Genomic DNA, 26,998 nt, shown 5'->3' with positions numbered 1-26,998 from the left:
GTGTCAAGATGGTCGGCATGTGGACGATGGAGCAGTTGGTCGAGCGGGCACACGCGGCACTCGCCGCGGAGTACCCGGGCGCACCCAACGGACGCGTCCGTGACCTGCCCGACCGCAGGTCGATCCGGTGGTATACGACGATCGGCCTGGTCGACCGCCCTCTCGGCACGCGTGGGCGCACCGCGCTCTACGGGCCACGTCACCTGCTGCAACTCGTCGCGATCAAGCGGCGGCAAGCAGCCGGGCGGACGCTTGCCGAGATCCAGGCGGAGCTGACCGGCGCCTCCGACGAGACACTGGCAGCCGCTTCACGCGTACCGGAAAGGCTTCTGACCACCGGTGAGCCGGCGGCGGAAGGGGTTCCGGCCGACGCGCCCGCGCCGGACGGCGCGGGCCGGCACTCGTTCTGGAAACAGGCTCCGGCCGCGGCCGACGCGCCGGCGCCCCTCGGGGCGCCACCCCCGGGCGACTGGCGGAAGGCGCCACCGGGTTTCGCCAGCTATGAGCCCGGCGCCACGCATGCCGCGCCCGGCATCACCGGCGGCCCACTGCTCACCGGGTTCCCGCTCGGCGACGGCGTGATCCTGCTGGTTCCCGGCCCCGCCGCCGGCATCGACCGTGACGACCTCGCCGCGGCCGCCCGCCCCCTGCTCGATCTGCTCGCGTCCGGTGGGCTGACCAATGGGAGAAATGAATGATCATTTCAGTCGATCCGATGGGTCCGGCCGAGCTGGATCGGCTCCGGGAGCAGCCCGGCGCCGGCCTCGGCACCCTCCGCACCGATCGCGGCAACCTGCCGCTGGACGTCCTGGACGTGCGCGCCTCGATCAGCGGTCTGGTCGTGCGCACCGAGGTGACCACCGAGTTCGTCAACACGCACGACACGGCGCTCGAGGCGACCTATGTCTTCCCGCTGCCCGACCGCGCCGCCGTCACCGGCATGACGATGACCGCCGCCGACCGGACGGTCGTCGCCCAGCTGCGCGAGCGCGCCGAGGCCCGCGAGGAATATGACAGGGCCATCGCGGCGGGCCAGCGTGCGTCGATCGCCGAGGAGGAGCGCCCGGACGTCTTCACCATGCGAGCCGGCAACATCATGCCGGGCGAGCGCGTGACGGTCCGGCTGCGGCTGGTCGGTCCACTGCCCTACGAGGACGGCGCGGCCACGTTCCGGTTCCCGCTGGTGGTGGCGCCGCGATACGTTCCGGGCACGCCCCTGCCGGACAGCTACGCCGGCGACGGCCAGCTGCCGGACACCGACGCCGTCCCGGACGCGTCACGCATCTCCCCGCCGGTGCTGCTGCCCGGTTTCCCCAACCCGCTGAAACTGTCCATCGGCGTCGACATCGACCCGGCCGGCCTTCAGCTCGGCGACGTGCGATCCAGCCTGCACACCGTCACCGATGACGACGGCATGCTGCGGATCGCCCCCGGCGAGCGGGCGGACCGTGACTTCGTGCTCCGGCTCGCCTACGCGCCCGGCGGCGAGTCCGCCGTGGCCGTGCCCGACGAGGAGGGCTCCGAGGGGACCTACCAGCTCGTCGTCCTCCCGCCGGAGGCCGCGACGCTGCCCCGGCCGAAAGACGTGGTACTGCTGCTCGACCGTTCCGGCAGCATGGGCGGGTGGAAGATGGTGGCCGCCCGCCGCGCCGCTGCCCGCGTGGTCGACACGCTGACCAGCGCGGACAGATTCACCGTGCTCACCTTCGATCACCACGTCGAGCGCCCCGCCGGGCTCGACACGGGGCTGTGCGAAGCCTCCGACCGCAACCGGTTCCGCGCGGTCGAGCACCTCGCCCGCGCCGATGCCCGTGGCGGCACCGAGCTGCTCACACCACTGGTCAGCGGCCTGACCCTGCTCTCCGGCAGCACCGGCCGCGACCGGGTCCTGGTGCTGATCACCGACGGCCAGGTGGGCAACGAGGACCAGATCCTGCAGGAGATCCGGCCGCTCATCGGCACTACCCGGGTGCACACCGTCGGAATCGACCGGGCGGTCAACGCCGGATTCCTCGGCCGGCTCGCGGCGATCGGCGCGGGCCGATCCGAGCTGGTGGAGAGCGAGGACCGGCTCGACGAGGCGATGGAGCACATTCACCGGCGGATCGGCGCTCCCGTGGTGACCGGGCTCGCGGTGACCGGCGACGGCATCACGCTGCTCGACGACAGCCGCAGCCCCGCACGGCTGCCGGGCCTCTACCCCGGCGTGCCCCTGGTGATCACCGGCCGCTATCGGGGCGAGCCCGCCGGAAACTTCACGGTGACCGGCCGCACCCGCGACGACCAGGATTTCCGGACCGCTGTCGCGGTGCAGCAGCGCTCCGAGCCCGCGATCACCTCGCTCTGGGCGCGGGCGCGGATCCGCGACCTCGAGGACGCGTACGCGGCGGGTGACCACGATCGGGAGCAGGAGATCGTCAGCACGTCGCTGCGGTTCGGGGTGCTGTGCCGGTTCACGGCGTATGTCGCTGTCGACCAGCGCGTGGTCAACGAGGGCGGGCAGGGGAAACGGGTGACGCAGCCGGTCGAGTTCCCATCCGGCTGGGAGACGCCCGTTGCCTCGCCGCCCGCGCACGGCTTCCACGCCAAGGGAACGTCACCGTTCGTCGCGGCTGACGCCGGACCGCCGCTCTCGGCTCCCCCTGCCCCGCCCGCTCCCTCTCCGGTCGGCCCCGGATTCAGCCCGGTTCGGGCGCAGGGCGGCGCGGTACACGGCGGCCGGCCCCAGGGAGGCGGGGCGCAGGGGGGCGGATTGCTGGGCGTCCCGGCCGGTGTGGCGCCTCGGGGGTTCCTCACCCCGACGGCGGCGCGCGCACGTCGGACCGGCGTCTCGCCGATCGCCAACGCCGAGATGAGCGTCGCGGAACTCCGCGATCTCGTCGTGGTCGAGGCCGACCGCCTCCGCGAGGCCGCCACGCTGCCCGCCGCCGATCGGCGCGACCTGCTCGACGACCTCGCGAGCCGTCTGGACGTGCTCCTCGCCTCCGTCACCGGCAGCGAGGCGGACGTTCTGCGCAAGCTCGTCGCACTGCTGCGGGGAGCCGCTCCCCTCGACGAGAAGTGGGCGACAGCGGCGCGCGTGCTGACCGACTTCGCGACGGCCGGCACCGGAATTCCCGCGAGCGGCGGAGACAGTGGAAGCACGGATCGCACCAGAAGCGGCGGAGGCGCGGGGAGCCCGAGCGGGACCGGCTCTGATCCGGGCCATGGCGGCGGGAGCGGCGCCGGCACACCGAAAAGCGCGAAGAAGGCCAAGCCGTTCTGGAAGCGCTGAGCCGGCACGGACGAGCCACAGCCAGCGGGGAGGTGGACGTCACACGCCGTAACGGCACGGTCAGCGAGGCGAGCCGCTGACAGCCGGTTGCCGCACGCACACCGGCGCACGGCAACCGGCACGCGGCAAGGCTGTGAGCGGCGCACGCACCCGCGACGCGCGCAGGGCGACCATCTCGCCCTGCGCAAGCCCCGTCTGTGACGGTTTCCGTTCCGCCCTCGTCATCCGGCGAAGACGTGGCGCAGGGCGGCTGTGTGCTCGGCCAGCTCCTGATGAACCAGGGGCGTGAGCGGAAGGTCGTCCGGCGAGGCGATCCAGGAGGCGTATCCGGCGTAGTAGGACCGCACACCGATGTCCGCCAGGACGCCCGCCAGGCGCCGGTCGTCGAACCGCTCGAAGAGTTCGTGTTCGATTGCCCGTGCGATGGCGTCGCGCTTGAAGGCGGCGCGTTCCTGCAACTCCGGGCTCGAGGCCATGAGGGGAACCAGGAGCTGGCCGGTTTCCCGCTGCTCCGAGGTGTGGACGTCGGCCAGTCCCGTCACTGCGGCGGTGAGCACCTCGTCTGCGGGCGCTCCGGCGGGCGCCCGGTGGATCGCTTCGGTCGCGCCTGCGATCAGTGCGCCCTGACCCTGGAACAGAATCTCGCGCTTGTCGGAGAACAGCCGGAAGAGGGTCGTCCGCGTCAGGCCCGCCCGCTCGGCGATCTGTGCCGTTGTCGTCGCCTCGTAGCCCTGCTCAGCGAACAACTCGATCGCTGCCCGCAGCAGTCGTCCACGAGCGTCCGGATCCCACCTCGCCATGGAGCCATCCTAGTTGATGTAACTCAGTCACATGGAGGGGTTGATGTTACTGAGTAACATCAGCTACGTTGATGAAACGCAGTCACATCACGACGCGTAATGGTCCCGGTGGGCCCCAGAGGCGCCGGGATCTTCCTCCAGATTCGATTGAGGTCACACCATGCAGGTATTCATCACGGGCGCATCAGGCTGGATCGGGACGGCGCTGACCAAGGAATTGGTTACAGCGGGTCACAACGTGGTCGGGCTCGCCCGCTCGGACTCCTCCGCCGAGAAGATCATCGCTGCCGGTGGCAGCGTCGTGCGGGGCGACATGTCCGACCACGACGTGATCGTGGAGCAGGCGAAGCAGGCCGACGCTGTGGCCCACTTGGCGTTCACGCTCGACTTCTCCAAGTTCGGGGAGACGGTCGAGAACGAGCTTCGGCTGCTGACCAAGGTCGCTGCGGCCCTGGAGGGCAGCGGCAAGGCGTTCTTCGCCGCCTCCGGCACTCCGATGGTCGCCGGCCGGGCCGCCCAGGAGAGTGACGTCATGGACGGCTCGGGGCCCGCCGGTGCGCGCGCCGCCACGGCCAAGGCCGTGCTGGCCCTGGCCGAGCGGGGAATCCGCTCGGGCCTGGTCCGGCTGCCGCGCACCGTGCACGCCGAGGGAGACCACGGCCTGATCGCCATGCTGGTCGGCTTCGACCGGCAGCTGGGCGTGGCCGCCTACGTGGGCGACGGCCAGAACCGCTGGCCGGCCGTGCACCGCGGTGACGTCGGCCCCCTGTTCCGGCTTGCCCTGGAGAAAGCCCCCGCCGGCTCTGTGCTGCACGCGGTCGCCGAGGAAGGCGTGCCGATGCGCCAGGTCGCCGAAGTCATCGCGGCCAAGACCGGCCTGCCGGCGACGTCCGTCGACCCCGCGCGGATGGGCCCCTTCGGCGAGCTGGTCGGTGGCGACCAGCCCGCCTCCAGCGCCGCCACTCGCGAGCTGCTGGGCTGGGAGCCGACCGGACCGACGCTGCTCGAGGACCTCGAAGCCGGCTACTACACCTCCTGATACCGGAGCCGTTCCCCCGAGGCGGTTCCGCGCCGATCGGCACGGACGCCGTCACGACGGGCCCCGGCCGGCGTACCCGCGCGCCGGCTCGGGGCCGATCCGGAGGGATCGACCGAAGGGGCCCCCATGCCGTTCCGCCCGAGCCGGTAAGTTGGTTCATCGGTGTGCCTGAGCGGGGGGTGGCGTAGCCAGTGGGTTCAGTAGGCGAGGACGGCAGCGACAACCGGGAACCGCTGCTGGTTCGGCCGTTCGTTCTGGCGGACGCGACCGACGAACCGCGCGGCACCACCCCGTCCGCGCAGACCTGGCCGGGGGACCCGACGCGGGAGACGCCGACCCAGGTGATTCCCGCCGTGCCGGCTGCCGCTCCGGGTGCGGCGAAACCCCGCGGCCCTCGTCGGCGCCGCCCCGCGCTGCTGATCGGCGCCGGGGTGGCCGCGGTGCTCGCCGTCACCGGCTACGCCGTCGTGCGCCCCGCGCTGCGGCCGGCGGTCTCGACGTCGCTGCCTGACCAGTCGCTGCCGATCGTGACCGGCCCGGCGCCGTCGCCCAGCGCGGCCGCCCCGAGCAAGCCGCCGACCGGCGGCGCCGAGAACAACGTGGCAGGCGCCGGAACCGGCGGGAACACCACGGGCGGCGCCGCCGCCACCACCGCTCCCGCCGCCTCGGCGACGTCGGCAACGACGACACGGCCCGCCGCTCCCACCGCCGCGGCGAGCACCACGACCGCGGCGGCGCCACCGGCCGACCTCGTCCCGCCGGCGCCGCTCGCCGACCCGCGGGGCTCCCTGATCAGCGGCAACGGTCTCTGCCTCGACCTACAGGGCGGCGAGGCAGGTGACGGCGTCGCCGTGCACGTCGACGACTGCAACGGCACCAGCCCGCAGCGGTGGCGGCTGAACTCCGACAAGACTCTCGAAGTGCTCGACATGTGCGCGAACCTGGCCGGTTACGGCGGTGTCGAGCTGATCCGCTGCGACACTCGCACCACGGCGCGGTGGACGCTCGGCGAGAACGGCGAGCTCACCAACGCGGCGAACGCCATGTGCCTCAGCGATCCGTACTCCGGCGCCCGGCCCGGCAAGCAGGTCTTCGTGGTCCGGTGCACGGGCGCGAACAACCAGCGCTGGTCCTTCCGCTGACCGACCGAAACGCCACCGCAAAACGCAGCCGACAAAACGCAGCCGACGAACGCCGCCAGCAAAACGCCGCCGACGAACGCAGCCGACAAAACGCAGCCGGCGAAACGCAGGCCCCACCAAGGACGCGAAACGCTGACAGCGCCGACCGGCTGAGACCGATCGGCGCTGTCAGCGCAACCAACTACTGCGGAAAACTACTTGCCGCGGCGCTTGTTCAGGAAGTCGAACGCGACCGCCGCGATCAGAACCAGGCCCTTGATGGTCTGCTGCCAGGCCGGGTCCACGTTCATGATCGACAGGCCCATGTTGAGCACGCCCATGATGAGCGCACCGATGATGGCGCCGGTGATCTTGCCAACGCCGCCGTTGACGGCGGTTCCACCGATGAAGGCGGCGGCGATGGCGTCGAGCTCGAAGTTGCTACCGGCGGCGGCGACCGCGGCGCCGGCCCGGGACGTGGTGACCACCGCGGCGACACCGGCGAGCAGGCCCATGTTCACGAAGAGCATGAAGTTGACCCGCTTGGTCTTCACACCGCTGAGCATCGCGGCGGGCAGGTTGCCACCCATCGCGTAGACGTGCCGGCCGAAGATCGTGTTGTTCATGACGAACGTGTAGATCATGACCAGCGCGCCGACGATGATCAGCACGATCGGGGTGCCACCGGCGCTCTTGGCGAGCAGGTAGGTGATGTAGCCGATCACCACGATGGAGAGCACGATCTTGCCGATGAACGCGGCGAACGGCTCGGTGCGCAGGTCGTTCTTGACCAGCTCGTGGCGGGTGCGGATCTGGCCGGCCACCAGGCCGGCGATCGCCAGGATGCCGATCAGCACGGTGAGGCCGTCGAGGTCGGCGAGGAAGCCGAGCGCGTTCGGCAGCGAGCCGTTGCTGATGTCGTTGAATCCGGTGGGCAGGCCCGAGACGGTGGTGCCGACGAGGACGATCGCCAGACCGCGGAAGATCAGCTGGCCGCCGAGCGTCACGATGAAGGCGGGGATGCCGACGTACGCCACCCAGAAGCCCTGCCACATGCCGACGACGCCGCCGACCGCGACCGAGATGATCACCGCGAGGAGCCACGGCACGTTGTGGTCGGTGATCAGCAAGGCGCTGATGCCGCCGATGAAGGCCACCACCGAACCGACCGAGAGGTCGATATGGCCGGCCACGATGATCATGACCATGCCGATGGTGAGGATGAAGACGTAGGCGTTCTGCTGAATCAGAGCGGCGACGTTGTTCGGGTAAAGCAGCTTGCCGTCCGTCAGAATCTGGAACAGCGCGACAATCACGACCAGCGCGATCAGGATGCCGTACTGCCCGATGTTCTGGGTCAGGTACGCCTTCAGCGATCCGCTGTCATTCTTCTTGCTGGGCTCCGGCTGTGCCGTCGGCTGCGCCAGCGTGGTGGAAGCGCTCACCGCGTTGCTCCGCTCTTCTCCTGGGTCATGTAGCGCATGAGGCTCTCCTGGCTGGCCTCCGCGCGGGGGATCTGTCCGGTGACTCGACCCTGGCTCATCGCGTAGATCCGGTCACAGATGCCGAGCAGCTCGGGCAGCTCGGAGGAGATCACGATGACTGCCTTGCCGGAGTCGGCAAGTTTGTTGATGATCTCGTAGATCTCGAACTTGGCGCCGACGTCGATGCCACGCGTCGGCTCGTCGAGGATCAGCACCTCGGGCTCGGTGAAGAGCCACTTGCTCAGCACGACCTTCTGCTGGTTGCCGCCGGACAGCTTCCCGACCACGGCATCGACGCTGCTCGCCTTGGTCTTCATGTCCTTGCGGAACCGCTCGGCCCAGGTGACCTCCTGCGCGCCGTTGACGACGCCAAGCTTGGAGATCCGCTTGAGGTTGGCCGAGGTGGTGTTGCGCTTGATGTCCTCGATCAGGTTGAGGCCGAAGTGCTTGCGGTCCTCGGTCGCGTACGCGAGACCGTGCTCGATCGCCGCGTCGACCGTCTTGACCGAGATCTCCTTGCCGTGCAGGAAGACCTTGCCGGAGATGTTCGTGCCGTAGCTGCGGCCGAAGACGCTCATCGCGAGCTCGGTGCGGCCGGCGCCCATCAGACCGGCGATGCCGACGATCTCGCCGGCCCGGACGTTCAGGTCGGCGTGGTCGACGACGACCCGGGAGGGGTCGTTCGGGTGGTGCACGGTCCAGTTCTCGATCCGCAGGACCTCTTCGCCGATCTTCGGCGTGTGGTCCGGGTACCGGTGCGCGAGGTCCCGGCCGACCATGCCGCGGATGATGCGGTCCTCGGTGACCGGCTCGGCGCCGTGCATGTCGAGGGTCTCGATGCTCTGACCGTCGCGGATGATCGTCGTGTTGTCGGCGATCGCGGCGATCTCGTTCAGCTTGTGCGAGATGATGATCGACGTAATGCCCTGGTCACGCAGGTGGCGGAGCAGATCCAGCAGGTGCGCGCTGTCCTCGTCGTTGAGCGCCGCGGTGGGCTCGTCGAGGATGAGCAGCTTGACCTTCTTGGAGAGCGCCTTGGCGATCTCCACGAGCTGCTGCTTGCCGACGCCGATGTCCATGATCTTGGTGTCGGGGGCCTCGTCGAGGCCGACGCGGGCGAGCAGCTCGGACGCCTGCTTGTTGGTCTGCGCCCAGTTGATGACGCCGCCCTTGGCCCGCTCGTTGCCGAGGAAGATGTTCTCGGCGATCGACAGGTACGGGCTGAGCGCCAGCTCCTGGTGAATGATGACGATGCCGAGCTCCTCGGAGTCCCGGACCGTCTTGAACCGGCCGACCTCGCCCTCGAAAACGATGTCGCCGTCATAGGTGCCGTACGGGTAAACGCCGCTGAGCACCTTCATCAGGGTCGACTTGCCGGCCCCGTTCTCGCCACAAATGGCGTGAACCTCCCCGCGGGCCACGCTGAGCGTGACGTCCGAGAGCGCCTTGACGCCCGGGAAAGTCTTCGTAATGCCCCGCATCTCCAGAATCGGGGTCTTGTCGTCGTTGGCCATCACAACTCGCTTGCTGTAGGGGGTCGGACCGGGGCCTTGGCCGGCCGGTTTTCCAAGATCGAACCCTGAAGGTTTCAAGGTCCGATCCCGGAGAACCGGCCGACCGGTCCCAGCAAGAGCTGAGGGGCGTTACAGGCCGAGCTTGTCGGCGGTGTAGAAGCCGGAGTCGACGAGCTTCGTCTTGACGTCGTCCTTGGTGACGACGACCGGCGGCAGGAGGTAGGACGGAACGACCTTGACACCGTTGTTGTAGGTGGTGGTGTCGTTCGTCTCGACGGTCTCGCCCTTGATGATCTGGTCGGTCATCTTGGAGACCTGCTCACCCAGGGTGCGGGTGTCCTTCCAGACCGTCATCGACTGCTTGTCGGCCAGGATGTTCTTGACGTTCGCCAGGTCGGCGTCCTGACCGGTGATGAGCGGCCAGTCGGTGCCCGGCTTGTAGCCCTGGGACTCGAGCGACTGCTCGATGCCCAGCGCCAGCGAGTCGTTCGGGGAGAGAACGACGTCGACCTTCTTGCCGCCCGTGTAGTACGAGTTCAGGCGGTTGTCCATCTCCGACTGGGCCTTCTGCGAGGTCCAGCCGTCGATCGAGACGTTCTTCCAGTCGTCGGTGCTGGCGAGCTTCTTGCCGGACGGGATGACCAGCTTGCCGCTGTCCACGTACGGCTTGAGGACGTCCCACGCGCCGGAGAAGAAGAACTTGGCGTTGTTGTCGTCCGACGAGCCGGAGAAGGGCTCCAGGTTGAACGGGCCCTTGCCGTCCTTGAGGCCGAGCTTGTCCACGATGAACTCACCCTGGAGCTTGCCGACCTGGTAGTTGTCGAAGGTCGCGTAGTAGTCGACGTTCTTGGTCGAGTTGATCAAGCGGTCGTACGCGATGACCTTGATGTTCTGCTGCGCGGCCTTGTCCAGGACCGGGCCGAGGGCAGTACCGTCGATCGACGCGATCACCAGGACCTTCGGGTTCTGGTTGATCATGTTCTGGATCTGGGTGATCTGCTGGTCGACCTTGTTGTCGGCGTACTGCAGCGACGTCTCGTAGCCGGCCTTCTTCAGCAGCTCGTCAAGGTAGGCACCGTCGTTGTTCCAGCGCTCGAGGCTCTTGGTCGGCATCGCGATGCCGACGAGGTTGCTCGAGCCACTGCCCGAGCCGGAGCTCTCCTCGTCGCGAGTGCTGCTGCAACCCGACGCCGCGGCCAGAGTCGCGGCCAGGGTGACCGCCGCGAGAACCCGGAAGTTCTTGGACACCTCGACGTCTCCTTTCGTATCAGGCCCGCAGCGATGCGGGCCGACCTTTGAGCCGGCAGGCCGATGTCTGCCGGAGTCTATTTGTTGGTGCGAACAACATACGCCGAAAGGCGTACGCCGCACGCGGGTGACCGTAACGGCTCCGTAACACTCGCTGTGAGCGACGCCTCCAAAGGTAGACCTGTGATCAAGGCATCAGCCTGCGTAAACATAGGTCGACTTCTGAGGGCTAGAGCACCTTGACAGCACGGGCCGTCACGGGGTGCGGGCCATAGTATTTGTTGCCTACTCCCACTAATACGCCGAGGGGTGGCCCGGTACGGAACGCTATCGTGACGGCACACAGCGCGAGAGGAGCCGCGATGCCAGCCCGCGTCCCCACGGCCAAACGCGGCGTCAGCCCCAGGGCCGCGCACCTCGCCCTGGCCCTGCGCTGCGTCTCCGAACAGTCCGGCGAGATCTCGCGCGCCGGCATCTCCGCCGCGACCGGCCTGAACCGGTCCACCGCCTGCTCGCTGATCGAGGAGTTGATGGCGGGCGGGCTGGTCAAGGAGGTGGGCAGCCGGCGGGAGAGCACCCGGGCCGGCCGGCCCGGTACGGCTCTGGGCCTGCGCAACGACGGCCCGGCCGGGCTCGGCATCGACGTCAACGTCGACTACACCGCGGTCTGCGTCGTCGATCTCACCGGCGCGGTCCGCTACAAGCACGTGGTCTCCGAGGACCAGCGCGGCCAGGACACCCGTGAGGTGCTCGACCGGATCGCCCGTCTGGCCCGGGGCGCGCAGAACGCGGCCGAGGCCGACGGCCTGACCCTCTGCGGCAGCGCGGTCGCGGTTCCCGGCATCGTCGATCGCCGCCGCGCCACTGTCACCCTCGCGCCGAACCTGGGCTGGCGCGACCTCGACGTCGCCGAGGTGCTGCCGGCCGACGTGCACGGCGAGCGGGCCGCGCTCGACAACGAGGCGAACTTCGCGGCGCTCTCCGAGGAGGAGCTGATCCGGTCCGGCGCCAGCTATCTCTACGTGAGCGGCCAGATCGGCGTCGGTGCCGGCATCGTGCTCGACGGCACGCTCTACCGGGGTTCGCACGGCTGGAGCGGCGAGATCGGGCACCTCACGATCGACCGCGACGGCCCGGAGTGCCCGTGCGGCCGGCGCGGCTGCCTCGAGCGCTACGCCGGGCACGAGGCGATCCTGCGCGCCACCAGCATCTCCAGCGGCGTCGGCACCACGCTCGGCGTCCGGCCGACCGCCGACCTCATCGCCGCACGCGCCCGGGCCGGCGACGCACGGACCTTGGAAGCCCTCGCGACGGCCGGACGGACGCTCGGCTTCGCGCTGGCCGGCTGCCTCAACCTGCTGGACGTCGGCACGATCGTGCTCGGCGGCATCTACCGCGACCTCGCCCCGTGGATCGGCCCCGAGGTGGAACGCGAGGTCCGGGCTCAGTTCGTCGGCGCGCGCTGGGCGAACCCCGAGGTCCGGGCCGCGGCGTACGGCGCAGAGGCGCCCGCCCTCGGCGCAGCACGCTCCGTCGTCCGCGACGTGATCAACGATCCGGCCCGCTGGCTCGCCCGATAGCTGCCCGGCCGCCCCGTGGTGTCCGGCCGCGCGGTCATTCTCCGGCGCACAGTGATGTCCCGGCCCTGAACAGGGCCGGGACATCGGAGATGCCGAGATAACCGTCACAGATGGTTTATCGGCAGGTACCCGGCAAATCCGAGTATTTCGGTCCGAGCGCTTCTCCGGCTCGCCGCCGGCTCGCTGCCGGGGCAGGGAGCCGGCTCGCTGCCGGCTCGCTGCCGGGCCCACCCCGATTGCGGGGGTACGGGCGGAGCACCGCCCCCGATCATCGGCGCTCTACGGGTGCATGGACGCGCCTTTGACGATTTTGTCGACGGCGACCCGCGGGCCGTGCACGGCCAGTCCCACGAGATCCAGCTTGACCGTCGGGACGGCCCGCACCGCCGCCCGGTTGTCCGCGTCGTTCCCGGTCGCGAAGAGGTCGGCCGTGAAGATCGAGAGCCGCACGTCACGGGCGAGGGCCCGCCCGTGCGCCGCGGTCAGCGTTCCCCGGTCGCCCTGGAACACCAGCACCGGCTGGCGGAACATGGGCAGATAGGTGACGTCGTCGGCATCGGTGTACGGCTCGCCGATCAGCGACGGCTCGGCGGCGCCGAGGCCGCTGACCAGGAACGCTGTCACGTTGAGGCGCTGCCACACCGGAAGGTCGTCGCGGAGCAGCACAGCGATCTTGGTGGCGAAGCGGAGCGGAGTGTTCATGCCGTTCATCGTCGGACGGCCGCTCCGACCAGGTCTTGTACGATTTTGACGTGCACCGGATCCACGCCTGGCGGCCGCCGATCGACGGGGTCGTCGAAGTGCTGCACGCCCGGTTCGGCGAGCACGGCTACCCGATGCACGCGCACGACTCCTGGACCGTCCTGCTCGTCGACGACGGCGCGGTGCGGTACGACCTGGACCGCCACGAGCGCGGCGCGTACGGCGACCTGGTCACCCTGCTGCCACCGAGAGTTCCGCACAACGGCGTCTCGGCCGGCCCGCACGGGTTCCGCAAACGGGTCCTCTACCTCGAGCCGCGCCTGCTCCCGGAACGCCTGATCGGCGCGTCGGTGGACACCCCCGCCATCGCCGACCAGCCCCTGCACCGGCTCGTCTCCTCGGTGCACCGCGTCCTGCGTACCCGGGACGAAGCCGCCGCCGACGGCCTCCTGGCCCTCGCCCTGGAAAGGCTGCGCACCCGCCTGGGTGAGCCCGCCCCGCCGAGGCCGCCTACCCGCGTCGCCGCGCACGGCCTGCGGGACCTGCTCGACGAGCACGTCGTCGACGGCCTGCCGCTGAGCCAGGCCGCCGCCCGGCTGCACTTCGACCCGGCGCACCTGGTCCGCTCGTTCCGGCGCGAGTTCGGCATGGCCCCGCACCAGTACCTGATCTCCCGCCGCGTGGACCTCGCCCGCCGCCTGATCCTTTCCGGCCACCCGCTGCGGTCGGTCGCCGTGGACGCCGGCTTCTACGACCAGCCGCACCTGACCCGCCACTTCACCCGCATCCTCGGCGTGACACCGGGAAACTTCGCTACGGGACCATCCAGTCGAGCACCGGCGTGCCCTGCAGGGTGACCAGCACGCACATGAAGAGCAGCAGCACCACGCTCCAGCCGACCACCCGGCGGAAGATGTCGCCCTCCCGGCCGGCCATCCCCACCGCCGACGCGGCGATCGCCAGGTTCTGCGGGCTGATCATCTTGCCGAGCACGCCACCGGACGAGTTCGCGGCGGCCAGCAGCACCGGGTCGAGGCCGGCCCGGACAGCGGTCTGCACCTGCAACGCTCCGAACAGCGCGTTCGACGAGGTGTCGGAACCGGTCACCGCCACCCCGATCCACCCGAGGATCGAGGAGAGGAACAGGAACACCCCGCCGGCCTGCGCGAACAACTCGCCGAGGGTGGCGGTCTGCCCGGACTGGTTCAGGACGTACGCCAGGGCGAGCACCGCCATGACCGTGACGATCGCGTGACGCAGTTCGACGTAGGTGCGCGCGTAGGCGCGCAGGGCCGCACCGGGACGAATCCGCAGGACGATCGCGGTGAGGATCCCGGCCACAATCATCAGGGTCCCGGCCGCGGGCAGCCAGCCGAGCGTGAACTTCGTGGACGCGAGCGGCTCCCCGTCGGCGCCCAGCACGTCGAGCCCCGGCCACGGGAAGACCACCGTCCACGGCTCGCCGGCCAGCGCTTCCTTGACCGGCCCCAGGTTGGCGACCGAGAAGATCACAATGATTATCAGGTACGGGGCATAGGCCCGCAAAACCTCGACCGGTGGATCACGCCGCACCGCGACCGACGCCGGCCGCCCGGAGCCGGCCGTTCCAGCACCGCCCACTCCCGCGCCGGCCGGCTCAGGCACCGGCACGTCCGCCCTCACCCCGCCGCCCGGCGCTCCACCGCCCGCCGACCCACCGCCCGCCGATCCACCGCCCAGTGACCCGCTGGCCGGTGACCCGCTGGCCGGTGACCCGCTGGCCGGTGACCCGCTGGCCGGCCCGTCGCCGGTCGGCCCGTCGCCGGTCCGCGGACCGGCGGCAGGGGATGCGGAGGCGCCTTCGTGCAGGTCGGGCGACTCGGCCGGGTGCCAGATGCGGAGCAGCAGGACCACTGCGGCGGCGGAGACCAGCGCGGCGACGATATCCGTGAGCGGGACCGAGATGTAGTTCGACGCCACGAACTGGCTCAGGCCGAACACCAGGCCGGCCACCACCGCGGCGGGCCACGTCTGGCGGACCCCGCGACGGCCGTCGACGACCGCCACCAGGACCAGCGGCACGACCACGGCCAGGATCGGGGTCTGCCGGCCGACCATGGCGCCCAGGATGTCGGTGGTGAGCCGGGGGTCCGGGACGGCGCCGGACGTGACAGTCCCCAGGGTGACGATCGGGGTGGCGAGCGCGCCGTAGGCGACCGGTGCGGTGTTCGCGATCAGCGCCACCGCTGCCGCGTGCAGCGGGCGGAAACCGAGGGCCATCAGCATGACCACGGTGACCGCCACCGGCGTACCGAAGCCGGCCAGGGCCTCCAGCAGCGCCCCGAAGCAGAACGCCACGATGATCGCCTGGATGCGCATGTCCGGGCTGACCCGTTCCATCGAGCGGCGCAGCACGTCGAAGTGCCCGCTCACCACCGTCAGGTTGTAGACCCAGATGGCGTTGATGACGATCCACAGAATCGGGAAGAAGCCGAACGCGGCGCCCTCGCTCGCCGACAGCAGCGCCTGCCCGATCGGCATCGAGTAGATCAGCACGGCGACCGCCAGTGCCACCCCGAGCGAGATCAGGCCGGCCAGCCACGCGCGCATCCGGACCACGCCGAGCAGCAGGAAGAGCGTGAGCAGCGAGAGCGAAGCGAAGATCGCCGAGAGCGCGACGGATTCGGCCACCGGGTCGGTCACGATCCTGAACTGTTCGAACATGGGAACCATCCAGATGTATCGATCTCCTTGCCCGCAATCTAGTCCTTCGGGTGTGAAGCGCAACACGTCATGCCTCGTGCATGGCCTGCCAGATCCGGTCGGCGGTGAAGGGCAGATCGGTCATGCGTACGCCGATCGCGTCCCGGATCGCGTTGGCCAGCGCCGGAGCGACCGGGTTGAACGGGCTCTCGCTCATCGACTTCGCGCCGAGCGGGCCGATCGCGTCGGTGGTGTCGGCGAAGTGGACCTCGGTACGCGGGACGTCCGCGAACGCCGGCAGGTGGTACTGCCGGAACGTCGTCGTGGTGACCTCGCCCGACGGGGAGACGTCGACGTGTTCGGAAAGGGTGGCGCCGAGGGCCTGGGCCACTCCCCCTTCGATCTGGCCGCGCAACTGAGCCGGGTTCAGCACGGTTCCGGCGTCGGCGCTGTGCACGCTGCGCAGGATCCGCAGCTCCCCGGTGTCCGGGTCGATCGCGACCCGGAACCACTGCGCGTTGAACGCCACCGAGCGGGGCGTGCCGTCGAAGAAGCCGTGCCCGTCGCCGCCCGCCCGCAGCGACCGCGCCGCCCGCAGCACCGCGCGACCGGCGACCACGACGCCGGTGGAGGCGAACGCGCCGGTGTCGTGGCCGACCAGGTCGGTGTCGGACTGCCGGATGACGACCCGGTCCGGGGTGGTCGCCATCTCGTCCGCGACGATCTGCGCGAAGACCGTGGTGCTGCCGTTGCCGAACTCGGCGGTGCCGACGAAGACCTCGTACCGGTCGTCGCCGAGGGCCCTGACGGTGGCGTCGGCGAAGTGCCCGCCGGGCGGCCCGGCCGCGATCATCGCGATCGCCATCCCCTCGCCGACGCGCCAGCCCGCCGGGGCCTCGTCGGCGGAGAGCGCCGCCGCCCGCATGCGGGCCAGGCACTGGTCCAGGCCGTAACTGGCGATCCCCAGGTCGTCGACGTGGTCACCGGGCGCGGTCAGGTCGTCCCCCTCGCGCACCACGTTGCGCTCGCGGAACGTCACCGGGTCCATCCCGATCTTGCGGGCCAGTTCGTCCAGGACCTGTTCCACGGCGAACGTGACCTGTCCGAGCCCGTAGCCGCGGAACGCGCCAGCCGGCACGGTGTTGGTATACACGGTCACGGCGTCCGTGCTCATGTTTCCGCACTTGTAGACGGCGACCGTCTCGTGACAACCGTGGTGCATCACCGACGTGCCGTGGTTGCCGTAGGCCCCGGTGTTGACGACCACGGAAAGGCGCAGCGCGGTCAGCTCGCCCGAGCGCCGGGCGCCCGCCTCGACCGTCACCTCGAACGGGTGCCGCGTCGTCGCGCCGGTGAACTGCTCCGACCGGGTGTACTCCCATTTCACCGGCCGTCCGGTGCGCAGCACGGCGAGCGCGACCAGGTCCTCGACGAGCATCTCCTGCTTGCCCCCGAACCCACCGCCGACCCGCCCCGCGACCACCCGGACCCGATCGGCCGGCAGGTCGTAGAGCCGGGCGACGGCCCGCCGGGTCAGGAACGGCGTCTGGGTGCTGGACCGCAGCACCAGCCGCCCATCGTCGTCGAGCCACCCGACCGCCCCGTGCGTCTCCAGGCTCGCGTGCTGCACCCGGCCGGTGCGGAACGTCGCGCCGTAGATCTCGTCGGCCGCGGCGAACCCCGCCTCGACGTCCCCGAGCGTCGCGTGCAACTCCCCCACGACGTTCGAGGCCGACCGGGAGATCCCCTCGGCGGTGCCCTTGTCCGGGTGCAGCACCGGCGCGCCCGGCCGCATCGCCTCCGCCGGATCGAGCACGAACGGCAGGACCTCGTATTCGACCCGCAGGAGCCGGCACCCCTCCTCGGCCGCCGCCTCCGAGGTGGCGACCACCGCGGCGACCCGCTGCCCGGCGAACCGGACGACCTCGTCGAGAACCCGGGTGTCGTACGGATCCTCGGCCTCGTTCTCGTGCTGCGCGGTGGAGAACAAGCGGTCCGGCGCGTCCTTGTGCGTCAGCACCGCTTCCACGCCCGGCACCGCGAGGGCCGCCGAGGTGTCCACCGCGACGATCCGGGCGTGCGGGTGCGGCGACCGCAGCACCTTGAGATGCAGCACGCCGGGAACGTCCAGGTCGAACGTGTACCGGGCGGTCCCGGTGACCACCTGGCGACCGGCCGGGGCGCCCGCGCTCGACCCGACGGCCGGCCCGCGGGACGGCGCGGCATCGGCGAGCGGCCGGCCGCAGATCGCGTCCTCGATGGCGCGATACCCCGTACACCGGCAGAGGTTGCCCTTGAGCGCGCGGGGCAGGTCCGCGCGCTGTTCCGCGGAGAGCGCGGCCGACGTCATGATCATGCCGGCGGTGCAGAAGCCGCACTGGAATCCCTGCGCGTCCAGGAAGCTCTGCTGCATCGGGTGCAGCGCCTCCGGCGTGCCCAGTCCCTCGATCGTCGTGACGCTGCGCCCCTGCGCGCGGAACGCCGGGTAGACGCAGGAGTGCACCGGCGTGCCGTCGACGTGGACCGTGCACGCGCCGCAGTCCCCGCTGTCGCAGCCCTTCTTGACGCCGAAGCAGCCCTCCTCGCGCAGGTAGGTGCGCAGGCACTGGCCGGGCCGCGGCGCGCGGTCGTGTGACGTTCCGTTGATATCGATCATGAGAGCTCCGCGAGGATCTGCGCCGCGTAGTGCCGGGTGAGGTGCTGCCGCCAGAGCGGACGCCCGTGCACGTCGTCGACGTAGTCGTCGGCCGGGATGGCATCGAGGGCTGACAAGGAGTCCAGGGGCAGGACATAGGGGCGGCGCGTCGCCGCGGTAACGGTGAGCGTGACCTCCCCCGAGGGGAGCGCGCGGCCGATCAGGAGCACGGCCGATCGGCCATGCCGATGCAGAGAGCCACGACGGTACGCGATCCGCCCGGTGAACGCCGACGCCGGAAAGTGGATCGACCGGAGCAACTCCCCCTCCCGCAGCACGGTCGTCCCGTCCCCCGTCACGAACCCGGCCGCGGGCACCCGCCGCTCCCCGCCGTCGGGGCCGATGAGCAGCACCGACGCCCCCAGCGCCACGCTCAGCGAGATCATCGGCCCGGCCGGCAGCGCGGCGCACAGGTTCCCGCCGACGGTCGCCACGTTCCAGATCTTGAACGAGGCGAGGAAGGCGTGGCAGCACTGCCGCACGATGGTGTGCCGGCCGAGCCGCTCGTTGAGCTCGGCGACCGTGCAGGTGGCGGCGACGTCGACGCTGCCGTCGTCCCGGAGCTCGATCGCCGGCCAGCCGGCCGTGGTCAGGTCGAGCAGCCGCCGGACGTGCGGGCGGGGCTCGCCGAACAGCGCGGTCCCGCCGCCCAGCCAGGCATCGCCCGGCCGCCACGCGCCGGGAGCGGCTGGACTGATCACTTCGGTGACGGTGTTCAGATCCACGTTCGTACGCTACGCGCTGCGTGTTTCCGATCTTGGCAGTCCGTCACGGCCGACGGTTAACCGCGAGTAACGCGGGACTTTAGGCCCGGGCCCCCGGCACCCTTCGCCCCTGATCCACAAGATCACGGCCCGGAAGGGTCAGGGGGACTTCGCGGAAAGGACGTCAGTGGACGCGCTCGATCTTTCGCGGTGGCAGTTCGGCATCACCACCGTGTACCACTTCATCTTCGTGCCCCTCACGATCGGGCTCTCCGCCCTCGTCGCCGGCCTGCAGACCGCGTGGGTCCGCACCGGCAAGGAGCACTACCTGCGAGCGACCAAGTTCTGGGGCAAGCTCTTTCTGATCAACTTCGCGATCGGTGTGGTCACCGGCATCGTGCAGGAGTTCCAGTTCGGCATGAACTGGTCGGCGTACTCCCGGTTCGTCGGAGACATCTTCGGCGCGCCGCTGGCGATCGAGGGCCTGCTCGCCTTCTTCCTGGAGTCCACGTTCCTCGGGCTCTGGATCTTCGGCTGGGACCGGCTCCCGAAGAAGATCCACCTGGCGAGCATCTGGATGGTCGCCCTCGGCACGACGCTGTCGGCGTACTTCATCCTGGCCGCCAACTCCTGGATGCAGCACCCGGTCGGCTGGACCATGGGCGCCGGCCGGGCCGAGCTGACCAGCATCGGAGCGGTGCTGACGAACTCCACCACGCTCGTCACGTTCCCGCACACGATCACCGCGTGCTTCCTCACCGCCGGCGCGATGCTGCTCGCGGTCAGCGCCTGGCACCTGCGTCAGGACAACCAGGTGGAGGTGTTCCGCCCGTCGATGCGGCTCGGCGCCTGGGTGGTGCTGATCGCGGGCCTCGGCGTGCTGATCACCGGGGACGTCCAGGCGCGGGTGATGACCGAGCAGCAGCCGATGAAGATGGCGGCCGCCGAGGCGCTCTACGAGACCACCGGCAGCGCGTCGTTCTCGCTGTTCACGATCGGCTCGCTGGACGGCGACGAGGAGCTGTACAGCGTACGGATCCCGTCGCTGCTCTCGTTCATGGCGACCGGCTCGCTGGACGGCGAGGTCGAGGGCATCAACGACGTCCAGGCCCAGTACGAGCAGACGTACGGCGCCGGCGACTACCGGCCGATCGTGCCGGTCACCTACTGGTCGTTCCGCCTGATGATCGGTTTCGGCGGGCTGGCCATGCTGATCGCGGCGGCCGCGCTCTGGTTCACCCGCGGTGAGCGCCGCCCGCGCAGCCGCTGGCTGTGGATCGCCGCGGTGAGCACCGTCGCGATGCCGCTGCTCGCCAACTCGTTCGGCTGGATCTTCACCGAGATGGGCCGGCAGCCGTGGACGGTCTTCGGCCTGTTCACCACCGCCGAGTCGGGCTCGCCCTCGGTATCGGCGGGTGAGGCGGCGACCGGGCTGATCGTGCTGACCGTCCTCTACGGCGTCCTCGCGGTGATCGAGTTCGGACTCTTCGTCAAGTACGCGAAAGCCGGGGCCCCGGACATACCGGAGCCCGCCGCATCCGAGGACAAACCGCTGGCCTTCGCCTACTGACGAGGACGACAACAATGGAACTCACCACCGTCTGGTTTCTGCTCATCGGCGTCCTCTGGGCCGGCTACTTCCTGCTCGAGGGATTCGACTTCGGCGTCGGCATCCTGCTCCCCGTCGTCGGCAAGGACGACACGTCCCGCCGCCTCGCGATCAACACGATCGGCCCGGTCTGGGACGCCAACGAGGTCTGGGTGCTGGTGGCCGGCGGCGCCACGTTCGCGGCATTCCCCGAGTGGTACGCCACGCTCTTCTCCGGCTTCTTCCTGCCCCTGCTGATCATCCTGGTGGCGCTGATCGTTCGCGGTCTCGCCTTCGAGTACCGGGGCAAGCGGCCCGGCGCCGCCTGGAAGCGGGGCTGGGACCGGGCGATCTTCTGGGGCAGCCTGGTCCCGGCGATCCTCTGGGGCGTCGCGTTCGGCAACATCCTGCGCGGCGTGCCGATCGACGCGAACCACGAGTACGTCGGCGGCTTCGTCAACCTGCTCAACCCGTACGCGCTGCTCGGCGGCCTCACCACGCTCTCACTGTTCACCCTGCACGGCGCGGTGTTCCTGGCGCTGAAGACCGACGGCCCGATGCGCGAGCAGGCCGGCCGTCTCGCCGCCCGCCTCGCGCTCGTGGCCGTGCCCGTCGCCGCCGCGTTCCTGATCTGGACCGGGCTCACCCACGCCGACGGCTGGGGCATCGCCCTGTCGGTCCTCGCGGCGCTCGCCCTGGTCGGCGCGGTGCTGGCGACCCGCGCCCGGAGGGAGGGCTGGGCGTTCACGGCCACCGGCGCGACGATCCTGCTCGCCGTGGCGGCCCTGTTCGTCACGCTCTTCCCGGACGTCATGCCGTCGACACTGGACGCCGCGAACAGCCTCACCGTGACGAACGCGTCGTCGACGCCGTACACGCTGAGGGTGATGACCTGGGTGGCGGCCTGTTTCACCCCGATCGTGCTGATCTACCAGGGCTGGACGTACTGGGTGTTCCGCAAGCGCCTCACCCTCGCGGACATCCCGGCGTGAAGCCTCTCGATCCGCGCCTGCTCAGGTACGCCCGGGCCACCCGGGCGTACCTGGCGGCCACCGTCGTCCTCGGCGCCGCCCAGGCCGCGCTCCTGATCGCCCAGGCCGTTCTCCTGGCGAACGCGATCACCGGCGTGTTCCTGGACGATCGGGCGCTGACCAGCGGTGGCCTCGCCGGGCTCGCCGCCGTGGTCGCCGCCCGCGCCGGGACCGCCTGGCTGCAGGAGGTGGCCGCGGCCCGCTCGGCCGCCTCGGTCAAGAGCGAGCTGCGCCGCCGCCTGCTCGGCCACCTCGCCGCGCTCGGCCCGGCGCACCGCAGGCCGGCCGGTGAGATCGCCGCTCTCGCCGGGCACGGCCTGGACGCGCTCGACGCGTACTTCGCCCGGTACCTGCCGCAACTCGTGCTCGCGGTGCTGGTTCCGGGCATCCTGCTGGTCCGGCTCTTCCCCGCCGACCTGATCGCCGGCCTCACGATCACTGTCACGCTGCCGCTGATCCCGCTCTTCATGGCCCTGGTCGGCATGCACACCGAGGCGCAGAACCGCCGCCAGTTCCGGCTGCTCGCCCGGCTCTCCCACCACTTCCTCGACGTGGTGGCCGGCCTGCCGACGCTCAAGCTCTTCGGCCGGGCCACGGCGCAGGCCGGCATCATCGCGCGGATCAGCGCGGACCAGCGGCGGCAGACCATGCGCACGCTGCGGACCGCGTTCCTCTCGTCGCTGGTCCTGGAACTGCTCGCCACCCTCTCGGTGGCCCTGGTCGCGGTCGGCATCGGGCTGCGCCTCGTCGAAGGCTCGCTCGACCTGGCGACCGCGCTGCTCGTGCTGATCCTAGCGCCGGAGGCGTACCGGCCGCTGCGCGAGGTGGGCGCCAACTATCACGCGAGCGCCGAGGGCCTGGCCGCCGCCGAGGAGGTCTTCGCGGTGCTGGAGACGCCGCTGCCGACCGCCGGCACGCTGTCGCCCCCGGCCGGCGGCGCGATCGTCTTCGACGACGTCGAGGTGCGGTTCCCCGGGCGCTCCGAACCGGCTCTGCGCCTGGACGCCACGATCGAGCCGGGCGAGGTGGTCGCGCTCACCGGCGCGTCCGGCTGCGGCAAGTCGACGGCCCTGAACGTGCTGCTCGGCTTCGTCACGCCGACCTCGGGCCAGATGACTGTCGGGGGCGTACCCCTGTCCGCGATTGATCCGGCGGCCGGCCTTGATGGAGAAGCCTGGCGCCGCCGGATCGCCTGGGTCCCGCAGCGCCCGCACCTTTTCGCCGCGTCCGTGTCCGAGAACATCGCGCTCGCGCCGAACCCGGAGGAACCGGCGGCGACTCATGCGGCGGCGACTCATGCGGCGGCGATTCGTGAGGCGGCGGGCCGGGCTGGCGCCGACGGGTTCATCGGCGACCTCCCGCTCGGCTACGACACGCTGCTCGGCGACGCGGGCGCCGGGCTCTCCGCCGGTCAGCGCCAGCGGATCGCCCTGGCCCGGGCGTTCCTGCGGGACGCGCCGATCGTGCTGCTCGACGAGCCGACCGCGAACCTGGACCCCGCCACCGCCGCCGAGGTGATGAATGCGATCCGCCGGCTGGCCCGAGGCCGGACCGTGCTGATCGCCGCGCATCGTCCGGAACTGATCGCCCTCGCCGACCGCGAGATCAACCTTTCCCGCCCCCGGATCCCGGCAGGTGTTCGATGACGGCCAGCGTGCTCACCCCGTACCAAATGATCAAGCCGGCGGCGGGCCGCCTGGGTCTCGCCCTGCTCGCCGGGACCGGCGCCGCCGGCGCCGCGATCGCCCTGACCGCCTGCTCGGCCTGGCTGATCTCGCGCGCCGCGCTGCACCCGCCGGTGCTGCACCTGATGGTCGCGATCGTCGCGGTGCGCGCCTGCGGGCTGAGCCGGGGCGTGCTGCGCTACCTGGAACGGCTGGTCGGGCACGACGCGGCGTTCCGGATCCTGGGTGACGTGCGGGTGCGCCTCTACACCCGTCTGGAACGGCTCGCGCCGGCCGGCCTCGCCGACTTCCGCCGGGCCGACCTGGCACAACGGCTCGCCTCCGACGTCGACGCGGTGCTCGACCTGGTCACCCGGGTGGTGCTGCCGTTCTGCGTGGCGCTGCTGACCGGGCTCGCCGCGGTGCTCGTGGTGGGCGCGCTGGTGCCGGCCGCCGGGATCGCGCTCGCGCTCGGGCTGCTCGTGGTCGCGATCGGGGTGCCGCTGCTGCAGCGCGCGGCGACCCGGCGTGCTGACGGACGGCTCGCGCCGCTGCGGGGCGAACTCGCCACCGAGGTGGTCGATCTGGTGCACGGGCTCGCCGACCTTTCCGCGTACGGGGCCACCCGCTCGCGCCTGAGGAGGATCGACGCGATCGACGCCCGCCTGACAGCGGCCGGCCGCCGGTCCGCCCTGATGACCGGGATGTCGGCCGCTGTCACCACGCTGAGCAGCGGATTCTGCGTGCTGGCCGGACTGGCGGCCGGGGCGGTCGCGGTACGGTCGGGAAGCCTGCACGGGGAACTGCTGGCGCTCGTCGTGCTCACCCCGCTCGCGGTGTTCGAGGTGGCCGGGCCGTTGCCGGCGGCCGCGCAGACCTACGAGACGGCGAAGGCGTCGCTGCGCCGCCTGAACGAGCTCTGGTCCGCGGCAGCCCCTTCCCCGCGTGTTGATTTCGGGTGCGGTGCGCACCTCAACTCCACACCGAGCGGGCGTTCCGGTCCGGCGTGTGGAGTCGAGGCGGGAGCCGGAGTCACCACGCGGGTGCCGGAGATCCGGATCGAGGGGGTGACCGCCGGCTGGGTGCCGGGACGGACCGCCGTGCGGGACGTCGATCTCGTGCTGCCGGCGGGCGCGCGGGTCGCGCTGACCGGGCCGAGCGGCGCCGGCAAGAGCACGATCGCGGCCCTGCTGGTGCGCTTCCTCGACCCGCGGGATGGCCGGATCACCCTGGACGGGGTGGACCTGCGCGACATCCCGGCCGACCGGGTACGGGAGATCGTCGGGTACCTGCCCGAGGACGCCTACCTCTTCGACACCACGATCGGCGACAACCTGCGGATCGCCAAGCCGGGCGCCACCGAGGCCGACCTGCGGGCGGCGCTACGGGCGGCCCGCCTGCTGGACTGGGTGGACACCCTGCCGGACGGCCTCGCGACCCTGGTCGGCGAGCACGGCATGGCCCTCTCCGGCGGGCAGCGGCGGCGGCTCGCCCTGGCCCGGATCCTGCTCACCGACGCCCGGGTGCTGATCTTCGACGAGCCGGCCGAGCACCTCGACGAGGAGACCGCCACCGCGCTCACCCGTGACCTGCTCGACGCGGCCGGCGACCGCACCGTCCTGCTGATCACCCACCACACCGCCGGGATCCACACCGCCGGGATCCAGACCGCCGGACTCCGGGCCGGCGGGATTCACCCCACGGGCACGGACTGCGGGACCGGTGCGGTCACCGCCGGCAGGGTGATGGTGAACGTGCTGCCCCGGCCCAGCACCGACTGAACCGCGATCGTCCCGCCGTGGTCGCTGACGATGTCGCGGACGATCGCCAGTCCCAGGCCGGGACCCTGCACCGCCTGGTCCATCGCGTTGCCGGCCCGGTGGAACGGGGTGAACAGGCCCGGCACGTCCTCGGCCGGGATGCCGATCCCGGTGTCGGTGACCGAGACCGAGACCGACCGGCCGTCGGCGCCGGTGGTCAGTTCGCAGCGCACGCTCCCGCCGGGCGGCGTGAACTTGATGGCGTTCTCCATCAGCTTGCGCAGCGCCCGCTGCAGCTGGGTCCGGTCACCGAGCACCCAGCACGGCTCGGCCTCGAAACCGACCGACAGGCTCTTGGCCCGGGCCGCGTTCTCCAGCTCGGTGTGCACCATGGCGGCCAGCTCGCCGAGGTCGAGCGGCGCGGCGGGGAACCCCGCGGTGTCCGGCCGGTCCAGCAGCACCAGGTCGGCGATCGTCTCGTGCAGCCGGTGCGCGTTGCGGGTGATCGCGCTGAGCGAGCGCTGCTGCACCGGGGACAGGTCCCCGGTGTCCTCGGTGAGCATCTCGGTGTAGCCGAGGATGCTGGTCAGCGGGGTGCGCAACTCGTGCGTGACGGTCTGGATGAAGACGTCCTTGCGATGGTCGAGCATCCGCAGCTCGGTGATCAGGCGGGTCTGCCGGTACTGCAGCGTGAGCTGCCGCAGCACCCGTTCGAGCGCCCCGGCGGTGCCGACCAGCAGCCGCCGCTCGCCGTCCGCCCAGGTCCGCCGGCCGGGCCGGCTGACCAGCAGGAATCCGGCTTCGCAGTCCGCGTCGCCGCCGATCGTGACGCCGATCGCGCCGTCGTCGAAGGTCAGCACCCGGCCCGGAGCGCCGGCCAGCAGCTTGCCGGCGACCGCCTCGGACAGCGGGCGCGTGCCGTCCGGCCACTGGACCTGCACGGTGCCGGCGCCGGGGATGACCAGCGCGCAGTGCACGCTGCCGTTGCCGCTCCCACCGCCGTTGCCGGTGCCACTGCCAGTGCCGATGCCACCGCCGCTGCCGCCCCTGCCGGTTCCGGTGCCGGTTTCGGTGCCGGTTTCGGTGCCGGTGCCGGTCACCGCGGCGCCGATCAGCTCGGCGATGCGGCGCACCGCCACCGTCGGCTCCCGCACGTCCTGCAGCTCGGCGGCGACCGCCTGGCGCAGCCCGGCCCGGTCGGCCCGGGCCTGCTCACCGGCGAGCAGTTCCTCGGTCTGCGCGGCCAGGTCGTTGAGGGCGTCGACCACGGTACGCAGCTCCACCGCCTCGACCGGCTGGGCGCGCGCCGACCGGTCTCCCTCGGCGAGCCGGCGGATCGTGCGGCCCAGCTGGTCCAGGGGCGCGAACAACTTCCGGCGTGCGGTGCTTGCGACCAGGTACGCGACCATCAGGATCGCTGCCAGCAGCACCACGGAACCGCCGTTGACCAGTCGCTGCACGGTGACCCAGGAGTGCTCCTCGGCGCGGAGCTCGGCCGCGATCGCCTCCCCCACCGCCTCGTTGACCAGGCGTAACTCGTCAAAGATCTGCTTGCCGCGGGCCGCGAGAGCAACCGCGTCACCCGGTTGATCCGACGTGGCGACCGCGTCCGCGTACTGCTCCAGCCAGCGGCCGACCACGGCGCCTTCCTGGCTCACCATCTGGCGCACGCCGGCGTCCCGGGTCCCGGCCGCCACCTCGTCGAGCGCGGCGAGCGTGGCGGCGCGGCCGTTCTCGTACGGTTCGAGGAAGGAGCGATCGCCGGTGAGCTGGAAGCCGCGCACGCCGGTCTCCGCGTCGGTCATCCGCTGCAGAACCCGGTCGTTGGCGAGCCGGGCCGCGGTGATCCGGGCGGTGGCATCCTCATGATCGGAACGGACCTTGCCGCCGACTGCGAACTGGACCACGAGAAACGCCGCGAAGAGCAGGAGCAGGGCCGCGAAGCCCAGGTGGAGACGTCGCAGCACGCTCATCGGCGGCGCTCCTCGCGAGCGTTCATGTCTGTCCGATCGGCAGGGGGGTGCCGTGACCTAAGCCACCCGCACAGATCGGCGACCACCCAGCATCCGCACAGGTTCGTTATCGATTCGCAATAATCGGACTATTGCGTAC

19 protein-coding genes are annotated in these 26,998 nt (G+C 71.0%); 10 read left to right on the top strand and 9 right to left on the bottom strand.

Annotated features, from left to right (window positions below; all coding sequences use genetic code 11):
* The first annotated feature begins 8 nt into the window (after positions 1-8).
* Together AB0F72_RS22620 and AB0F72_RS22615 are read left to right on the top strand one after the other, a co-directional pair.
* Entirely contained in the window at positions 9-698 is a 690-nt protein-coding gene (locus AB0F72_RS22620; RefSeq protein WP_360434661.1) for a MerR family transcriptional regulator, read from the top strand.
* Positions 695-3,274, top strand: coding sequence for a VIT domain-containing protein (locus AB0F72_RS22615; RefSeq protein WP_360434658.1), 2,580 nt, complete (start codon positions 695-697; stop codon positions 3,272-3,274). Before AB0F72_RS22620 ends, AB0F72_RS22615 begins: the two co-directional genes overlap by 4 nt.
* A 221-nt stretch (positions 3,275-3,495) precedes the next feature.
* On the opposite strand, the gene AB0F72_RS22610 is transcribed toward AB0F72_RS22615, so the two are convergent.
* Positions 3,496-4,074 carry a helix-turn-helix domain-containing protein gene (locus tag AB0F72_RS22610; protein ID WP_360434655.1) on the bottom strand — a complete coding sequence of 193 codons (579 nt, stop codon included), beginning with the start codon at positions 4,072-4,074 and terminating at the stop codon, positions 3,496-3,498.
* A gap of 160 nt (positions 4,075-4,234) precedes the next feature.
* On the opposite strand from AB0F72_RS22610, the gene AB0F72_RS22605 reads away from it, so the two are divergent.
* Together AB0F72_RS22605 and AB0F72_RS22600 are read left to right on the top strand one after the other, a co-directional pair.
* On the top strand, positions 4,235-5,113 hold the full coding sequence (locus AB0F72_RS22605; RefSeq protein WP_360434652.1) for an SDR family oxidoreductase: 879 nt from the start codon (positions 4,235-4,237) through the stop codon (positions 5,111-5,113).
* A gap of 191 nt (positions 5,114-5,304) precedes the next feature.
* Positions 5,305-6,255, top strand: a complete 951-nt coding sequence (locus AB0F72_RS22600) for an RICIN domain-containing protein (protein WP_360434650.1) — start codon at positions 5,305-5,307, stop codon at positions 6,253-6,255.
* Positions 6,256-6,449: 194 nt separating this feature from the next.
* Here AB0F72_RS22600 and mmsB read toward each other — a convergent pair whose 3' ends face one another.
* The 3 genes from mmsB to chvE all read right to left on the bottom strand — a co-directional run bounded on the left by mmsB (position 6,450) and on the right by chvE (position 10,480).
* Positions 6,450-7,679: a multiple monosaccharide ABC transporter permease gene (gene mmsB / locus AB0F72_RS22595; RefSeq protein ID WP_360434647.1), complete on the bottom strand. Its 1,230-nt coding sequence runs from the start codon at positions 7,677-7,679 to the stop codon at positions 6,450-6,452.
* On the bottom strand, positions 7,676-9,232 hold the full coding sequence (gene mmsA / locus AB0F72_RS22590; RefSeq protein ID WP_360434644.1) for a multiple monosaccharide ABC transporter ATP-binding protein: 1,557 nt from the start codon (positions 9,230-9,232) through the stop codon (positions 7,676-7,678). The genes mmsB and mmsA overlap by 4 nt, the downstream gene beginning before the upstream one ends.
* Before the next feature lie 129 nt (positions 9,233-9,361).
* A complete protein-coding gene (gene chvE / locus AB0F72_RS22585; RefSeq protein WP_360434641.1) occupies positions 9,362-10,480 on the bottom strand; it encodes a multiple monosaccharide ABC transporter substrate-binding protein in 1,119 nt (372 codons plus the stop codon).
* A 362-nt stretch (positions 10,481-10,842) separates the two neighbouring features.
* Between chvE and AB0F72_RS22580 the strand changes: the two genes are divergently transcribed.
* Positions 10,843-12,060, top strand: a complete 1,218-nt coding sequence (locus AB0F72_RS22580) for an ROK family protein (protein ID WP_360434638.1) — start codon at positions 10,843-10,845, stop codon at positions 12,058-12,060.
* 279 nt (positions 12,061-12,339) lie between these two features.
* On the opposite strand, the gene AB0F72_RS22575 is transcribed toward AB0F72_RS22580, so the two are convergent.
* Entirely contained in the window at positions 12,340-12,771 is a 432-nt protein-coding gene (locus AB0F72_RS22575) for a DUF2000 domain-containing protein (RefSeq protein WP_360434636.1), read from the bottom strand.
* 41 nt (positions 12,772-12,812) lie between these two features.
* Between AB0F72_RS22575 and AB0F72_RS22570 the strand changes: the two genes are divergently transcribed.
* Positions 12,813-13,619 (top strand): AraC family transcriptional regulator, encoded by an 807-nt coding sequence (locus AB0F72_RS22570; RefSeq protein WP_360434634.1) that lies wholly within the window; start codon positions 12,813-12,815, stop codon positions 13,617-13,619.
* Here AB0F72_RS22570 and AB0F72_RS22565 read toward each other — a convergent pair.
* From AB0F72_RS22565 to AB0F72_RS22555, 3 genes are all read right to left on the bottom strand, one after another.
* Positions 13,576-15,465, bottom strand: coding sequence for an L-lactate permease (locus AB0F72_RS22565; protein WP_360434631.1), 1,890 nt, complete (start codon positions 15,463-15,465; stop codon positions 13,576-13,578). The genes AB0F72_RS22570 and AB0F72_RS22565 overlap by 44 nt on opposite strands.
* 67 nt (positions 15,466-15,532) lie before the next feature.
* Positions 15,533-18,100 (bottom strand): molybdopterin cofactor-binding domain-containing protein, encoded by a 2,568-nt coding sequence (locus AB0F72_RS22560; RefSeq protein WP_360434628.1) that lies wholly within the window; start codon positions 18,098-18,100, stop codon positions 15,533-15,535.
* Positions 18,097-18,864 carry an FAD binding domain-containing protein gene (locus AB0F72_RS22555; protein ID WP_360434625.1) on the bottom strand — a complete coding sequence of 256 codons (768 nt, stop codon included), beginning with the start codon at positions 18,862-18,864 and terminating at the stop codon, positions 18,097-18,099. Before AB0F72_RS22555 ends, AB0F72_RS22560 begins: the two co-directional genes overlap by 4 nt.
* 166 nt (positions 18,865-19,030) lie before the next feature.
* Here AB0F72_RS22555 and AB0F72_RS22550 point away from each other — a divergent pair, with 166 nt between their 5' ends.
* The 4 genes from AB0F72_RS22550 to cydC are packed head-to-tail and all read left to right on the top strand — an operon-like array spanning position 19,031 to position 24,907.
* Positions 19,031-20,413, top strand: a complete 1,383-nt coding sequence (locus AB0F72_RS22550; protein ID WP_360434622.1) for a cytochrome ubiquinol oxidase subunit I — start codon at positions 19,031-19,033, stop codon at positions 20,411-20,413.
* Between the two features lie 14 nt (positions 20,414-20,427).
* Positions 20,428-21,423 (top strand): cytochrome d ubiquinol oxidase subunit II, encoded by a 996-nt coding sequence (cydB, locus tag AB0F72_RS22545; RefSeq protein WP_360434619.1) that lies wholly within the window; start codon positions 20,428-20,430, stop codon positions 21,421-21,423.
* The gene (gene cydD, locus AB0F72_RS22540) at positions 21,420-23,108 is read left to right on the top strand and encodes a thiol reductant ABC exporter subunit CydD (RefSeq protein ID WP_360434616.1); all 1,689 of its coding nucleotides are present in this window, start codon (positions 21,420-21,422) and stop codon (positions 23,106-23,108) included. The genes cydB and cydD overlap by 4 nt, the downstream gene beginning before the upstream one ends.
* Entirely contained in the window at positions 23,105-24,907 is a 1,803-nt protein-coding gene (cydC, locus tag AB0F72_RS22535; protein ID WP_360434613.1) for a thiol reductant ABC exporter subunit CydC, read from the top strand. Before cydD ends, cydC begins: the two co-directional genes overlap by 4 nt.
* On the opposite strand, the gene AB0F72_RS22530 is transcribed toward cydC, so the two are convergent.
* A complete protein-coding gene (locus tag AB0F72_RS22530; RefSeq protein WP_360434611.1) occupies positions 24,820-26,859 on the bottom strand; it encodes an ATP-binding protein in 2,040 nt (679 codons plus the stop codon). The genes cydC and AB0F72_RS22530 overlap by 88 nt on opposite strands.
* Positions 26,860-26,998: the final 139 nt, after the last annotated feature.

It is taken from the genome of Actinoplanes sp. NPDC023936 (assembly GCF_040639325.1).
Classification (GTDB): Bacteria; Actinomycetota; Actinomycetes; order Mycobacteriales; family Micromonosporaceae; genus Actinoplanes.
Note: the sequence above shows the minus strand (reverse complement) of the source record. Positions and strands in the feature narration are given on the sequence as shown.